Origin of the sequence: Bacteroides sp. RTP31139st1_H2_RTP31139_211217 (assembly GCF_040227615.1) — a bacterium.
In the GTDB taxonomy this organism is placed as follows: Bacteria; Bacteroidota; Bacteroidia; order Bacteroidales; family Bacteroidaceae; genus Bacteroides; species Bacteroides uniformis.
Genome location: NZ_JBCNZM010000138.1, coordinates 1 through 12,769 on the forward strand (window position 1 = coordinate 1; position 12,769 = coordinate 12,769).

Genomic DNA, 12,769 nt, shown 5'->3' on the forward strand with positions numbered 1-12,769 from the left:
GCTAATGACCTCATACAGAAAAATAACATCTAATATCGCAGGAAAACTTAATTTGCTGGAAACGTACCTATTCTATTGCTTGGCTCTCTGTTCCGATTGCAATACGATGGAATCATATATCAAACAAGATAACTTGACTGATTTCTACGGAATTAAAAAGACAGACCAAATAAGAGAATGGCTGCACAAGTTTGAATCCCTCGGATTAGTAAACATAGATAAATTTGATGTTTACGGACAATATGGAAAATTCAACAGATGCAGTTACCGATTAGATACGGAACATTACGTTCTTATAACTAATAAGTTATATGATGAACCTATAAGCAAGGAACTGAAAGGCTTTCTTGTCCTGCTGAAATGTAAATGCTTGAACGGGACTAACACCACTCTTTACAGCCAAAACAAATTAGCGGAAGAACTTGGCTTGTCTAAAGGTACAATATCAAGATATATGAATGAAGCCATAGAAAATGGCTATGCAAAAAGAGACAAGAAAGGAATACACCTGCTTAGAGAGGATATATTTCTGATAACTTCTGAAAGCCAGTTGGCTATTATCAAGAACCTATATCCCGAAATAATCACCGATGAAGACCTTGAAAGAGGTTACATTGCCTAATATATTGCCAAGCCGTAAGTAACCCTTGCGGCTTTTATTTTTGGCGCAGAACCACAGACGTACATTTTCCCGATTCTGACTTTCTGAAAATTTCCACTTTAATAAAAGTTATATAGCCTATACTTTATAATATGCCACATACAGCCAATGACATTAAAAAGACTACATAATTAAAGAATCACCTATATGCAGTTTAGCTAAAAGTCAAGAGAACAGATATATAAGGTACTTAATACAGAAATCCCCCCTCCCCATTCAGCCAGTGACCTAAAATATATAAGAGTGGCTGTCTTTACGGCATACTACCCCTCAAGTCCCCCTCTGTATATTGATATAAAAAAGAATTATTAATCATTTAAACTTTTATCAATATGAGAAATTTAGTTATCATGCCAACAGAGAACAGAGAGAGAATGAATTTAGGTGAGCTTGCAGAAGAAGCAACCATTATTGAAGAAACTGCAACGCCTAAAAGGGTAAATCATTTCATTGAGGCAAACACCCAAGAAGCTACCTTGCAACATTTGAAAAATGACTGTATTACTCCCGTTTTTGCAAAAGACAATGAGCTTACAGTAAACCATGCTGCATTTATTGAAACTGTTTGGGAAGCTGCAAACTCCTACTACAATGGTGAGACTATTGGAACACCCGATATTCGTGTCTCTCATGTGATTAAGGGTCGCATTCCCGAAGCAATTCACAAACCAGCCAATCAGTTATTGGAATCTGACAAGACTATCTATTATGAAAGGGCAGCTTTCAGTATTGACATTCCTACAATCTATGAAACGGTTGAGGGAAACAAGTTGAACCTTTCAATAGTGGGGGTCAGAGCCTATAATCAAATGAACTTATACAGCAAGAAAGTTCCAGAGTTGTTTAGATTGGCTATTGGCTTTAAGAACCAAGTTTGTTGCAACATGTGCATCTTTACAGACGGTTACAAGGATGATTTAAGGGTGAGCAATACAAGTGAACTTTACCGTTCTGCTTTGGAGTTGTTCAACAACTACAATCCTGCCAAACATCTGTATTTGATGCAACAGTTGGGCAATACATCAATGAGTGAACACCAATTTGCACAAATATTGGGCAAAATGAGGCTTTATCAGTGTTTGCCCAATGGCTACCAAAAGAGACTGCCAAGAATGTTGCTTACTGATACACAGATTAACAGTGTTGCAAAAGCCTACATTAATGATGAGAACTTTGGCAGCTTTGGAAATGACTTGAATATGTGGAAATTCTACAACCTATTAACGGGTGCAAATAAGAGTAGCTATATAGATTCATTCTTAGACCGCTCTTTGAATGCCACTGAAATGGCTGTTGGAATCAATGCAGCCCTGCATGGGGATGAGCATTACAAATGGTTTATTGACTAACTAATGAGAGGGCATCTATTTATTTAGGTGTCCTTTCCTATTTTTACAGAACTATGGATAAACAGATAGAAAAAGTAATAAAGCACATTAAAGACTTGGAAAACAGATTGGGGTATGTGGATAATAACCTACGCTATATCAAAGTTATACAAGCCTTGAAATATTGGTTGGAAAAGTTTGCAGACCTGCTTAGTAACAACCAAGCATTACAAAGAGAGTACCAAGCAACCTATTTAAGCTACTTTTATACGGGTTGTGGTTTTTCCTTTTATGATAGGGTGTGTAATTCCATATTAGAGTATAAATATGGGAACAGACCTTTTTAATAACTTAAAAATACTACAAAATGGAAGATGATGGAAAATTGATACTATGGGGAACATTGGTAGTTCTCCTACTGATAATAATTGGTATTGTCAATCCGTTTTTGCTGATACTGATTTTATCCATCTTTATTTATATACAATCATAGTTACACCTGTTTTATTGGAATGTGACAAAGTTTGAAGTTTCTGAACCATTTACAGAAACAGAAAAGTTTGTCACATTCTGATAGTTCCAAGAAAAACGGAGTGCAAACCAGTTCTGTAACGGAGTGGGAAACTCTCTTTTTAAAATGGCATAATATGGCTTGTAGTTTATGGTATGTGCGATTTTGGGGCAAATTTATCCTCACAGATAACGCTATAATTGCAAATGAATCATTAATTTTGTGGACTAATTAACTAAAAGCGCAATAGATATGGAAGATACATTCTCTTTAGGTAACGTATTGTTATATGGTGAGTTTCCAGGAAAAGGCAAAGAAAATAGTCTTACGGGAGAAATGGCAGAGTTGTTTATCTCAAAGATTTTCGGGGTTACAGTTCTCAAATTGAAATATGAAGATGTCTTATATCCAGTTCAAACCACAAATAACTGTGAAATTTATAGGGCACAAACCATAAAAGGAGAGAAATATTTTAAGAATGAAGACCTTGATGATTTAATAGAAGCTATAAAAAAGGCAAAGTAGTAAACAGATTCTTAAAGAGTTCGCAGCATTTGCGGACTTTTTTTATGCCTATTATGAAGATTAGATACTTCTTTCATTCATTACTTAGTTAGACTACAAATCTATATACCTTATTATCTCTAATAGAACAGCATCTTTTCAATCCACAGAATCTACGGGTACTTTTTTCGGAAAGAAATCTTTTTATAGACCCCAATCAAAAAAAGTACCTACCTTTGAAGCTACGAAGAAAAAAGGGCAATATTGCCTAATACCTTACTACAGATATGTTTTGGAACACTTGGAACTACATTTATCAGTGTTTTATCTTTAGACATTCAAAACCTTTCGCTAACTTTGCAACAATTTCAGAGGTCTTAATGCTCTGAAAGGACATATTTAACGAAAAGGTGTTATTGAGATTATCTTCTTTTCTCAAATTCTCGCAAAATTTGAAAAGGCATGAAGATGATAGCAGTAGCACCCCACCATTTGATATATACCTACCTTATATCCATAAGGCTCTTAGATATTGTCAAAATTGGTGTGGGTTGCTATTGTTTTATCCATGCCAAGGCAATGCGAGAAGCCAGAGAAAAGGATAAAGCAGATATAGTTCCCACACCTTATTTTTTATCCGCTTCTTCGGGGAATTGGAAGTGCAATATTATTAATATGACTGATGATAATATTTTAACGTGTTACTCTTGCTTCTTAGTTAGCATTCTATCCAAATGCCCTAATCAATCCCTTTCTGCAACAAAGGTTAATATAAAGAATGCCTTTATAACATATATGGAAATGGGGAAAAGTTGTGCAATTGATAGAAACTTTCAATACGAAAATTTTATTAATGAAGCAAGAAATATTATTTCAGAAGTTGGAGGTATAGAACAAATAATTCAAGCATTTAAGTCCTTGGCGACTAATGAAGATATAACAGAATGCAAAACTTATTTAATGAATTTCGGGCATCAATGCCGTAGAATTTCAAATAGTGAAGCACCAATGCAAGAAGCCATATACATATCTAAACAATTTTAAGCTCTATATTATGAGACTTGCAAAATGGTTTAGATGGGTATTTCCTGCAAAGAACAAAACTAATGAATCTATTAATATAGTAAATAGTATAGCAAAAGCAAAGAAATTACATAAAGAGCTAATACTATATGCTCATCCTGATAAGCATCCCAACAATCAAGAACTGGCAACCAGATTATCAGAACGTATAAATGAGAATAGGTTTAATTACAGTGAGTTATTAAAATTGCAGGACATAATAAACAAAGAATTATATATATAGGAATGAACATCATAGATTTATTTAAAAACTTATTAAATTCACTGCTTGATGGTTCTTTTGAAAAAATGAAAATCATATCTACTATGAATCAAGCATTTAAAAAATACTATTATTCGGGTGAATTAAACAGATTGTGTAAAGTATCTATAACAATGGGAAACGATAGTTATAGACACGAAATGAGTGCTATCTTTTTTAGAAGCGGATTTAAAATCTCCATTGAGAATGATTCTGATTTACGGGATTCTGAAATAAGAGATATATCTCAATATATATTATCAAATAAGGCTTTTGTCAGACAACTCATGTCATTGGGATTTGATACCTTAATAATAATGGGTAAAACCACTAAAAAAGCAATGCAATATAGCCTAAAAGAATATGCTCAATTAGGAGGGTTCTCTTTAGAATAAACAACTAATTAATTATTAAGAATATGAGTTGCGTTAGGAGTACTTATAGAAAAAAAGAACTTATTCAAATTGTAATAGAACAAACTTTTGTTTTAAAGAAGGATTATATAAGTAAATGGTTTTCTGTAAAAGAGGTATATACCGAAGTTTTACAAGAAGAAGAAAAGATTATATTCAGTAATGGAGAAGTTGTTACGAAAGAGCGTAAATTATACGTGAATTGCGACCCAACAAATTTTATACATTGGGTAACTGATTATAAAAACAATATTAGTATGACATATTTCTCTACTGGACAAGAAGAGAAAGGAGAGCCACCTTTAAAACCGAAGAATGACAAGATTGTTCGTAAATGGACAAATGGGGAAACTTGTCACGAATGTTATAATAGCAATAGAGATTTGTCATATATGGCAATCTATGATGCGAACAATAGATTAAAGGCTGATACAAATTACATATATGACAATGACAATCACCTTATTAAGATTCGTTACATGAAAGAATATGGGAAATTGAAATCAGAAATAACATGCCAATATAATGCGCAAGGCAAACTTGTTTTTGAGCAAGTGGTAGATGGTGATAACAAAATAGTAAGTAGAACAACGTATTATTATAATAATCAAGGAAAAGAAACACGTATATGTAAACATATTAGAGGTAGAGAGTATAATTCTAAGTTCAACTATGACAATAATGGAAACCTTATATCATCTGATTTTTATGATGATAGCCATATATTAAGGCATGGTACATATCGCTATAATCAATATGGTGATACTATTTATTTTGATACATGGAGAGATGGAAAGAGGGTTAAGGAAGAATATGAATATGATAAGTACGATAAATACGGTAATTGGCTTGAATGCCGTGAATTAAAAGATGGGGAAACTGTAAGATTCATCAGAAGACAATTTAAATATACAAATTAGCTTATTTATGAAAAAGACTGTTATCCTTTTAATCAGCATAGCTACATTCATAGCTTGCGCTAAACAAAAAACAGAACAAGTTTCTACTATAGACAGCACCTTGCAGGTAAGAGTTGATTCTATCCTGCAAAACAAGCTATCCGAACTTGATGCAACAATAGGGCAAGTTATTGTAATGGAAGTGCAGACGGGAGAAATTAAGGCTTCTGTTGGTTCTGATTCTATTCTGCAAGAATCGGGATTAGTGCGTACCGCTTCACTTTTGGCAGCATTAGAAACAAAAGCAGTCAAACTATCTGATACGATAGACGTTGCAGATGGGGTTTTAGCTATTGGAAAAGATACATTGTGCGACCATAATTGGCATAGAGGTGGATATGGAAAAATCACAGTAGAACAAGGGTTTGCTTTCTCGTCCAATATCGCCAATTACAAAGCGGTAAGAAAGGCATTTGATAATGAACAAACCTTTGCGGAAGCACTTGCAAAATACGGTTATCAAGTGAAAGATACAAGCCTTGTCTATAACCCCTTGGGATATGGCATACTCACTACTCCATTACAGAACTTGACTTTCTTTAATGCAGCAAGCAAGACAGCCATTAAGCAAGCATTGGAATACGCTGTTTCTAATGGATTAGCTAAACCTGCCCAATCCGATAAGGTTAAAGTAGCAGGAGCAACGGGAACTATTCAACTTCCAAACGGTGAATATGCCGTAGAATTTTGCGGTTACTTCCCTGCCGATAATCCGAAATACAGTGTTATCGTTACCATTAATAAGAAGGGATTACCTGCAAGTGGTGGACTGATGGCAGGTGATGTGTTTAGGCAGATTATTGATATAATGAATGAAAGGTAATGAGAAGATTACTATTTATCATTATTGGGTTACTTTGCTTAATAGCTTGCAAAACAGACAAAACATCTGTTCCGCAGGATTTTGAATGTTTCAATCAGCCGCATATCTACATTAAGTACAAACAGCCTATAAACGGATATACAGTAAAAGTAATGTGGCTGCAAAATGGTGAAGTAGGTAACGCTCTATTCTGTTTAGAGAAACAAGGAGTACAATATTACTACTTTGCGGAGAAATGGACTGATAGGGTTCTGTATGATAAAGGCAACACATATCCGAACAACACAGTTATAGAGTTAGACTATACGGCTAAATTAGAGAACGAAGAATACCTTTCGGATAATTCTCCTTTCTTCTTTTCTGATGTTGATTTTGACGGAGAAGATGAGTTCATTATCAACCGCTATAAAAGTGGTTCAAGAGATTCCAATGCTTATGATGTGTACGATGTCAGCCCATACGGTTACTTTATGCTGAAAACAGAAGCACCATTTACAGAGTTGGAAAACGGACAATGTAAGTTTGATTCAGAGAACAAGACCATTACTATTTACGGTTCTAATGGTTGGAACAATATTATCAATAAGACCTACCAATTAAAAGACGAAAAATTTGAATTGATAAAATAGTACATACGCAAAAAGCCAGCCCATCCAATTACGGATAAGTTGGCTTTTTCAGTTCTGAACAAACATCTATTAACTACAAAACTATGTGTTACACAAGCATATTTATAGATGCAGAGAACACAAAACAATAAGAGTAGATTTTTAAGCAGGTAGATTTTTAAGAAGAAATTGCTTTATATACCTACTACTGATTTCTATACCTATACGATATTATGCAATGGAAGTGCAATATATGAATACTTTTTTAGTAGGGAGAAAGCTACACTATACCATTATATACCATATCATTAGATAGGTAAAAAACTGATAGTCAAAAGCAAAACTATAAGAAAGAATCATTGCATAACAGCACGATATTTACTAACTTCGTGGTGCAGTTAAATGCTGCAAAGAGATTATTAATTTAATGTTGAATCTATCTTAGTTTTCTTTGAAAGTTAAACCGTGAGTTAAACCAAAGAAGAAATAGAAGAATATAAAGAAATCATAAGATAACTGCTAAGGTGCAATAGCTCAGTTGGTTGCCTTTGAAAGTCGAGCCGTAGGCGAGGCTTTTAAAGGTCTTGAGAGCAAAGGACTGAAAATCCTTGTGTCCCCGGTTCGATTCCTGGTGGCACCACTTAGAAGAAAAGCAACAAGCAGTAAAATCCTGATTTCCAAACGAAATCGGGATTTTTTATTTTCCGAGAGGACGCAAAAAGCGGCAGAATATTACCGTTTCCGGTGTTCCAATAGGTGGAGCTAGAAAGGTGGAGTGTGAATCTCCACCGAACAAGATTACTTCTCTCTGATTTGCAGTATTTTGCGTATCAAGAAAGCGTGCATGGTTTCCTACTTTTGTCCAACGAAAAAACTGTAGGAACATGAAACGAAACTCATTCAATGTGCTTTTCTTCATCAAGAAAGCCAAACTGCTGAAAAACGGGGAAGCCTCCGTGTGTATGCGCATCACGATAAACGGTGCGCGAGTGGAAAACAACATCCGCATGAGCATTGAACCTGCTCTGTGGAGTCAGGCAAAGGAGTGCGCCAAGGGCAAGAGCCGAAAGGCTTGTGAACTGAACCTCTACATCGAGCAAGCCAAAATCAAGTTACGCAAGCTGTTCGATGAACTGGAGGAACGGAATCATCCTGTTACTGCCCGAATCTTGCAAGAAAAATTCTTCGGAGCAAACGAAGAAGCGAAGGGAGTCCGCACACTCATCCAAACCATACAGGAGCATAACGACCAATGCCGTGAACTTGTAGGCAAGGACTATGCATTGATTACCGTCCGCCGTTATGAAAGCTGCAAACGCTATCTGGCAGAACTTATCAGACTGAAATACGATAAGGAGGATTTACCCTTGCCGGAAGTCAATGGTGAGTTGGTTCGTGCCTTTGAGTTTTATCTCAAGACGGAAAAGGAGTGCCAGCAAAATACGGTCATCCGCTATATGAAGTGCCTGAAGAAAATAACCAACCTCGCACTTGCCAATGAATGGATAACCAAAGACCCGTTTATCGGAATCAAGTTTCACGAGAAGGAAGTAATCCGCGAGTTTTTAACCTTGGATGAGTTGCATCGTATCTACAACAAGGAGTTTTCCCTTGACAGGATTACGGTTGTACGAGATGTTTTTATCTTTGCGGCATTCACCGGATTGGCGTTCATAGATGTACAGCAACTATCCGCTGAACATATCGTTCAAGACAACAACGGCAATTATTGGATTCGCAAGCCTCGCCAAAAGACGAAGAACATGTGCAACATTCCGTTGCTTGATATTCCGATGCAGATTTTGGAGAAATACAAAAGCCATCCGACTTGCCAAAAGAAAAATGTGTTGCTCCCCGTCCCCTGCAATCAGAAGATGAACAGCTATCTGAAAGAGATTGCCGATTTATGCAATATTTCAAAGTGCTTGACCACGCACACGGCCCGGCACTCGTATGCGACCTCCGTGTGCCTCGCCAATGGCGTAAGCATTGAAAATGTGGCAAAAATGCTCGGTCATTCCAATATCAAAATGACGCAGCACTATGCCCATGTGTTGGATTCCTCTATTCTCAAAGACATGATGAATGTTAGAAGTGTCTTATCAAAAAGTCTTTGATTATGGATAGGGGAGTAATAACAATCAGTGAAACGGGTGCAGTAATCATACCGACTGCACCTGTATGGATGACTCAATTTGAGATTGCCGACTTGTTCGGGGTGCTCTCGTGCCACATTCGCAAGGCTATTCATGCTATATATAAGAATAAGGAGTTGAACGAATGTGATACGATGAAGTATGTCAAGCAACCGGACGGCATCAGTTATGATGCTTATAACCTTGAAATGATTATAGCTATTGCATTTAGAATATGCAGTAAAGAAAGTATCCTGTTCAGACGGTTTGTAATAAATGAAATCTGCGCCACCAAGAAAGGGAATCCGATAACGTTGTTCTTCTCTTGTGGCAAGGATAGCAACCTATGGTATAGTTGAGACTCATCCCGTCAGCCACCTGTCCCCGATGCTCGGATGCAAAGGTGGCGTGTGGCTTTGACGGCATTGGCAAGGTCGGGCGGCAGAGCCGTTTCGGGCAGAATCTTCCTCAAACAGCTTTGAGCGTATTCCGCCCGAAAACCTTGCCACTGCCAGCCACACACATTTGGGGCATCCGGCAACGGAAACAAGCGACTGACGGGAAATCAGAAGAAAAAGAGGGAACGGCTTACAGACGAAGCTAAACATTGATGCTTCATCCGTAAGCCGTTCCTTCTTCTTTTTACTGTGTGCCATTGCTGTCGCAATTATAAGGCAGACGGCAAACTGCGCTCCTTCAAGAAAATCAGATTGCCGTCTGTCGGTAGGCGGAGCGGTAGCCATCAACCAACATCCTTTCGATGTCGGATTCACGGTAGAGGATTTTGCCACCCAACTGGATGTAGGCTATGCGTCCCTCGGTGCGATAGTCCTGAAGCGTCCGGCGGCTCACCTTCAAACGTGCCGAAACCTCTTTGTCGGTAAAGAAACGCTCCCCGTTCAGTATCGGGCGATAGTTGGCGGTCAGATGCTCTACATTGTCCAACAGACGGTCGAGGCTGCCCATGAAATGGATTATCCACTCGTTGTCTTTGTTAATCAGTTTATTCATGTTACTTTGGATTTAGTGGAATTATTGTTATGACTCTATTCGGTTGTCAGATTGTCCTGCCTTTGAACCTTGCTTCTTTCCGCTTGTCCTCCACGATGGAGACGATACGCTGCACGTCTTCGGGACGGTAATACGTTTTGTGGTTGATTTGGCTGTATGCCAAAGTTCCGTTGTCCCGAAGCGTCTGCAACGTGCGTGGGCTGATGTTGAGCATCCGGCACACATCCTGATTGTCCATCCACTCGCTCATTTTCTTTTCGCACTGCCGATGACAGATGGTATCCATTCGGCTGACGAAGCGGTCGAACTTAGCGACCAGTTCCTCAAAGGTCTTTCTCTCGATTGATACGATTTCCATATTGTCTTTCTTTTAGTTGTTATTCTTTCTTTTGCCACAAAGGAATATATAATCCGTTACCAGACAATGGGTTTCCCGAAAGTGGAAGCGTGTTGCGTTGGTACGGCAGTCATTGTCCGGGATGCTGCTTTTCTTTTAGCAGTCATCATTCCTTCGTCCGCAAAGAAATACATAATCCATCATCCGGCAATGGATTTTGAGATTACTGGCAGCATGTGGCACAGGATGGTAGCGGTTGGAATCGGTTGGAAACAGCGTTTATCCTCTTAATACTGAAAATAAGGGAAGTGGCAAGAGCAAGAATAAGGGCTTAATTCAAAATTGCCCGTAATTGAGACTTTTTCCCTTTCGGTTATTCACATCCGGCAAAACGGTGAAGTCCGCACCGCTGTTTCAGTCGCCATAAAGTAAAACCATACAAAATTGACCAACAGAACCCAAGTGCTTGACTGACTGCATTAAAGCATCTTACTTTGCTCCCGATAATCGGTCGAGGTGCTGAACACGGCCACATTCAATAACTTAATCAATTTATTTTTTACAATGAAGAGAGAACCAAACATTACAGAGCAGCAGGCTCGTGAAATCGTGGAAAAAATGGGACGCAGGGAATCCTACACTCCCAAGTCAATGGATGACCTCTACAGGCGTATCGGTCTTGAACCGGATGAGCCGGAACAACCCGGCAAAACCGTCACTGAGGAAACAGAGACGGCTGTGACGAATGAACCGTCAGGTGTGGCGGTCGAGGGAACGGCAATGCCGCAGAAGCGTGTCAGCAGCAAGCAGCGCAGGCTGTCGCTGGAGGAATACCGCACCACCTATCTCCAAGTCCCCAAGATTGTCAACCGCAAGCCCGTGTTCGTCAGCGAGACGGTGCGTGACGAACTGGACAGGGTTGTCCGCTACCTCGGAGGAAAGGGCATGAGCGCATCGGGATTGATAGAGAACCTTGTCCGTCTGCACCTCGATGCCTATCGGGATGACATTGAGCAGTGGCGCAAACTCTGACGGGATTACGGAAAGTCAGTTAGGTCGGTGGATATACTTCATCGGCTTAACCGATACCCAAGATGAGTTATTACACTCGGAAACAAATCCGACAGGCGGAGGATTTTTGTGTCTTCAAAGACACAGCAAGATATATTTTCAGTTACCCGAATAATTCTAAGTAACTGAAAATCCTTCACCGCCGTGGGCAGAATTATCCTCCGCAGTCGGATAATTTCGGGGTTCCTTAATCAAAGATTAAACAATGGACAAGCCATAAAATTAAAAGAATAAGAAGCATGAAAAAGAAGAGCAAGTACGGGAGAAATCCCAAGTTGAACCCGAAGACGCACTGCGTGATGGTGCGTTTCGACGATGTGGAATGGAACAGGTTCCTGACGATGTACGAGGAATCGAACGTGTACGCAAAAGCTGTCTTTCTCAAGGCGCACTTCTTCGGGCAGAAGTTCAAGGTGCTAAAAGTGGACAAGACGCTGGTGGATTACTATACCAAGCTGTCGGACTTCCACGCCCAGTTCCGCTGCATAGGCACGAACTACAATCAGGTTGTCAAGGAGCTGCGTATCCACTTCTCAGAGAAGAAGGCGATGGCATTGCTCTACAAGCTGGAGAAGTGTACCATTGACCTTGTGAAACTGAGCCGGGAGATTGTGGAACTTTCAAGGAATGTGGAGGCTAAGTGGCAACAACAGCCACAACAATATGACAGCTACTAACTTGCGACACCGTCAAACGTGTATCGGAACAATTAAAAACCGCATCGGAATGGGACAGTCATTCCGATGCGGTTATATGGCAATGATTTTATTGGTTCTTCCCCGTCAGCCATTCTTTAGCCGCTTCTGTCAACCTGTATTGCTGTTTCGGATGCTTCGGTTGGTTAGGGTAAAGCCGTTCAATCAATCCTTCTTCCAATGCAGGAGTGATATAGCTCTCACGGAAATACTTTAAGTCTTTAATATCACATACATCCGCCATATCCCTCATAGTCATATAAGAATCGCCCATTTTCTGAATGAGCAATTCCACTTGAGGGGTACTTGTCCTCCTTAATCGTTTTCTTGTCCTCTTTATTAGTCTCTATTGTGTAGGATTTAAATCAGGTCGTTTGAAAGTAATAGTC

General features: G+C 38.9%; 19 protein-coding genes and 1 tRNA gene. 16 read left to right on the forward strand and 4 right to left on the reverse strand.

What is annotated here, in order from left to right; genetic code table 11:
- Positions 1 to 4: 4 nt before the first annotated feature.
- From ABUA47_RS18430 to ABUA47_RS18490, 13 genes are all read left to right on the forward strand, one after another.
- Positions 5 to 622, forward strand: coding sequence for a winged helix-turn-helix domain-containing protein (locus tag ABUA47_RS18430; protein WP_349831868.1), 618 nt, complete (start codon positions 5 to 7; stop codon positions 620 to 622).
- Between the two features lie 371 nt (positions 623 to 993).
- On the forward strand, positions 994 to 2,010 hold the full coding sequence (locus ABUA47_RS18435) for a DUF3871 family protein (protein WP_347774849.1): 1,017 nt from the start codon (positions 994 to 996) through the stop codon (positions 2,008 to 2,010).
- Positions 2,011 to 2,063: 53 nt separating this feature from the next.
- Positions 2,064 to 2,336: a hypothetical protein gene (locus ABUA47_RS18440; protein ID WP_016272340.1), complete on the forward strand. Its 273-nt coding sequence runs from the start codon at positions 2,064 to 2,066 to the stop codon at positions 2,334 to 2,336.
- A 416-nt stretch (positions 2,337 to 2,752) separates the two neighbouring features.
- The gene (locus ABUA47_RS18445; protein WP_061438291.1) at positions 2,753 to 3,025 is read left to right on the forward strand and encodes a hypothetical protein; all 273 of its coding nucleotides are present in this window, start codon (positions 2,753 to 2,755) and stop codon (positions 3,023 to 3,025) included.
- Between the two features lie 447 nt (positions 3,026 to 3,472).
- A complete protein-coding gene (locus tag ABUA47_RS18450) occupies positions 3,473 to 4,048 on the forward strand; it encodes a hypothetical protein (RefSeq protein WP_234215449.1) in 576 nt (191 codons plus the stop codon).
- 10 nt (positions 4,049 to 4,058) lie between these two features.
- Positions 4,059 to 4,310 carry a hypothetical protein gene (locus ABUA47_RS18455; protein ID WP_347774852.1) on the forward strand — a complete coding sequence of 84 codons (252 nt, stop codon included), beginning with the start codon at positions 4,059 to 4,061 and terminating at the stop codon, positions 4,308 to 4,310.
- A 2-nt stretch (positions 4,311 to 4,312) separates the two neighbouring features.
- Positions 4,313 to 4,723 carry a hypothetical protein gene (locus ABUA47_RS18460; protein ID WP_347774854.1) on the forward strand — a complete coding sequence of 137 codons (411 nt, stop codon included), beginning with the start codon at positions 4,313 to 4,315 and terminating at the stop codon, positions 4,721 to 4,723.
- Between the two features lie 23 nt (positions 4,724 to 4,746).
- Positions 4,747 to 5,661, forward strand: a complete 915-nt coding sequence (locus ABUA47_RS18465) for a hypothetical protein (RefSeq protein WP_347774856.1) — start codon at positions 4,747 to 4,749, stop codon at positions 5,659 to 5,661.
- 7 nt (positions 5,662 to 5,668) lie between these two features.
- Entirely contained in the window at positions 5,669 to 6,523 is an 855-nt protein-coding gene (locus ABUA47_RS18470) for a penicillin-binding transpeptidase domain-containing protein (RefSeq protein WP_347774858.1), read from the forward strand.
- A complete protein-coding gene (locus tag ABUA47_RS18475) occupies positions 6,523 to 7,152 on the forward strand; it encodes a hypothetical protein (RefSeq protein WP_347774860.1) in 630 nt (209 codons plus the stop codon). Before ABUA47_RS18470 ends, ABUA47_RS18475 begins: the two co-directional genes overlap by 1 nt.
- 502 nt (positions 7,153 to 7,654) lie before the next feature.
- A tRNA-Phe gene (locus ABUA47_RS18480) sits at positions 7,655 to 7,771 on the forward strand.
- Between the two features lie 244 nt (positions 7,772 to 8,015).
- The gene (locus ABUA47_RS18485; protein ID WP_055285011.1) at positions 8,016 to 9,248 is read left to right on the forward strand and encodes a site-specific integrase; all 1,233 of its coding nucleotides are present in this window, start codon (positions 8,016 to 8,018) and stop codon (positions 9,246 to 9,248) included.
- A 2-nt stretch (positions 9,249 to 9,250) separates the two neighbouring features.
- The gene (locus ABUA47_RS18490; protein WP_055285010.1) at positions 9,251 to 9,625 is read left to right on the forward strand and encodes a hypothetical protein; all 375 of its coding nucleotides are present in this window, start codon (positions 9,251 to 9,253) and stop codon (positions 9,623 to 9,625) included.
- 3 nt (positions 9,626 to 9,628) lie between these two features.
- On the opposite strand, the gene ABUA47_RS18495 is transcribed toward ABUA47_RS18490, so the two are convergent.
- Genes ABUA47_RS18495 through ABUA47_RS18505 form a run of 3 tightly spaced genes read right to left on the reverse strand, consistent with a single transcriptional unit; the run spans position 9,629 to position 10,635 of the window.
- On the reverse strand, positions 9,629 to 9,922 hold the full coding sequence (locus tag ABUA47_RS18495; protein ID WP_196072654.1) for a hypothetical protein: 294 nt from the start codon (positions 9,920 to 9,922) through the stop codon (positions 9,629 to 9,631).
- A 49-nt stretch (positions 9,923 to 9,971) separates the two neighbouring features.
- Positions 9,972 to 10,277: a helix-turn-helix domain-containing protein gene (locus ABUA47_RS18500; protein ID WP_055285009.1), complete on the reverse strand. Its 306-nt coding sequence runs from the start codon at positions 10,275 to 10,277 to the stop codon at positions 9,972 to 9,974.
- Positions 10,278 to 10,323: 46 nt separating this feature from the next.
- Complete coding sequence (locus ABUA47_RS18505; RefSeq protein WP_055285008.1) at positions 10,324 to 10,635, reverse strand: helix-turn-helix domain-containing protein; 312 nt, start codon at positions 10,633 to 10,635, stop codon at positions 10,324 to 10,326.
- A gap of 66 nt (positions 10,636 to 10,701) precedes the next feature.
- Between ABUA47_RS18505 and ABUA47_RS18510 the strand changes: the two genes are divergently transcribed.
- The 3 genes from ABUA47_RS18510 to mobA all read left to right on the forward strand — a co-directional run bounded on the left by ABUA47_RS18510 (position 10,702) and on the right by mobA (position 12,362).
- The gene (locus ABUA47_RS18510; RefSeq protein ID WP_070103926.1) at positions 10,702 to 10,905 is read left to right on the forward strand and encodes a hypothetical protein; all 204 of its coding nucleotides are present in this window, start codon (positions 10,702 to 10,704) and stop codon (positions 10,903 to 10,905) included.
- 273 nt (positions 10,906 to 11,178) lie between these two features.
- The gene (locus ABUA47_RS18515) at positions 11,179 to 11,646 is read left to right on the forward strand and encodes a DUF3408 domain-containing protein (RefSeq protein WP_055285029.1); all 468 of its coding nucleotides are present in this window, start codon (positions 11,179 to 11,181) and stop codon (positions 11,644 to 11,646) included.
- A 278-nt stretch (positions 11,647 to 11,924) separates the two neighbouring features.
- Entirely contained in the window at positions 11,925 to 12,362 is a 438-nt protein-coding gene (gene mobA / locus ABUA47_RS18520) for a conjugal transfer protein MobA (protein WP_055285007.1), read from the forward strand.
- An 88-nt stretch (positions 12,363 to 12,450) separates the two neighbouring features.
- Here the strand turns inward: mobA and ABUA47_RS18525 are convergent, their stop codons facing one another.
- A complete protein-coding gene (locus ABUA47_RS18525) occupies positions 12,451 to 12,675 on the reverse strand; it encodes a Fic family protein (RefSeq protein WP_122271944.1) in 225 nt (74 codons plus the stop codon).
- Positions 12,676 to 12,769 lie beyond the last annotated feature (94 nt).

What these genes read in the sequence shown, in the direction of transcription:
- ABUA47_RS18430 (WP_349831868.1), top strand. Translation starts at nt 5, where the DNA reads ATGACCTCATACAGAAAAATAACATCTAATATCGCAGGAAAACTTAAT.
- ABUA47_RS18435 (WP_347774849.1), top strand. Translation starts at nt 994, where the DNA reads ATGAGAAATTTAGTTATCATGCCAACAGAGAACAGAGAGAGAATGAAT.
- ABUA47_RS18440 (WP_016272340.1), top strand. Translation starts at nt 2,064, where the DNA reads ATGGATAAACAGATAGAAAAAGTAATAAAGCACATTAAAGACTTGGAA.
- ABUA47_RS18445 (WP_061438291.1), top strand. Translation starts at nt 2,753, where the DNA reads ATGGAAGATACATTCTCTTTAGGTAACGTATTGTTATATGGTGAGTTT.
- ABUA47_RS18450 (WP_234215449.1), top strand. Translation starts at nt 3,473, where the DNA reads ATGATAGCAGTAGCACCCCACCATTTGATATATACCTACCTTATATCC.
- ABUA47_RS18455 (WP_347774852.1), top strand. Translation starts at nt 4,059, where the DNA reads ATGAGACTTGCAAAATGGTTTAGATGGGTATTTCCTGCAAAGAACAAA.
- ABUA47_RS18460 (WP_347774854.1), top strand. Translation starts at nt 4,313, where the DNA reads ATGAACATCATAGATTTATTTAAAAACTTATTAAATTCACTGCTTGAT.
- ABUA47_RS18465 (WP_347774856.1), top strand. Translation starts at nt 4,747, where the DNA reads ATGAGTTGCGTTAGGAGTACTTATAGAAAAAAAGAACTTATTCAAATT.
- ABUA47_RS18470 (WP_347774858.1), top strand. Translation starts at nt 5,669, where the DNA reads ATGAAAAAGACTGTTATCCTTTTAATCAGCATAGCTACATTCATAGCT.
- ABUA47_RS18475 (WP_347774860.1), top strand. Translation starts at nt 6,523, where the DNA reads ATGAGAAGATTACTATTTATCATTATTGGGTTACTTTGCTTAATAGCT.
- ABUA47_RS18485 (WP_055285011.1), top strand. Translation starts at nt 8,016, where the DNA reads ATGAAACGAAACTCATTCAATGTGCTTTTCTTCATCAAGAAAGCCAAA.
- ABUA47_RS18490 (WP_055285010.1), top strand. Translation starts at nt 9,251, where the DNA reads ATGGATAGGGGAGTAATAACAATCAGTGAAACGGGTGCAGTAATCATA.
- ABUA47_RS18495 (WP_196072654.1), bottom strand. Translation starts at nt 9,922, where the DNA reads ATGGCACACAGTAAAAAGAAGAAGGAACGGCTTACGGATGAAGCATCA.
- ABUA47_RS18500 (WP_055285009.1), bottom strand. Translation starts at nt 10,277, where the DNA reads ATGAATAAACTGATTAACAAAGACAACGAGTGGATAATCCATTTCATG.
- ABUA47_RS18505 (WP_055285008.1), bottom strand. Translation starts at nt 10,635, where the DNA reads ATGGAAATCGTATCAATCGAGAGAAAGACCTTTGAGGAACTGGTCGCT.
- ABUA47_RS18510 (WP_070103926.1), top strand. Translation starts at nt 10,702, where the DNA reads ATGGGTTTCCCGAAAGTGGAAGCGTGTTGCGTTGGTACGGCAGTCATT.
- ABUA47_RS18515 (WP_055285029.1), top strand. Translation starts at nt 11,179, where the DNA reads ATGAAGAGAGAACCAAACATTACAGAGCAGCAGGCTCGTGAAATCGTG.
- mobA (WP_055285007.1), top strand. Translation starts at nt 11,925, where the DNA reads ATGAAAAAGAAGAGCAAGTACGGGAGAAATCCCAAGTTGAACCCGAAG.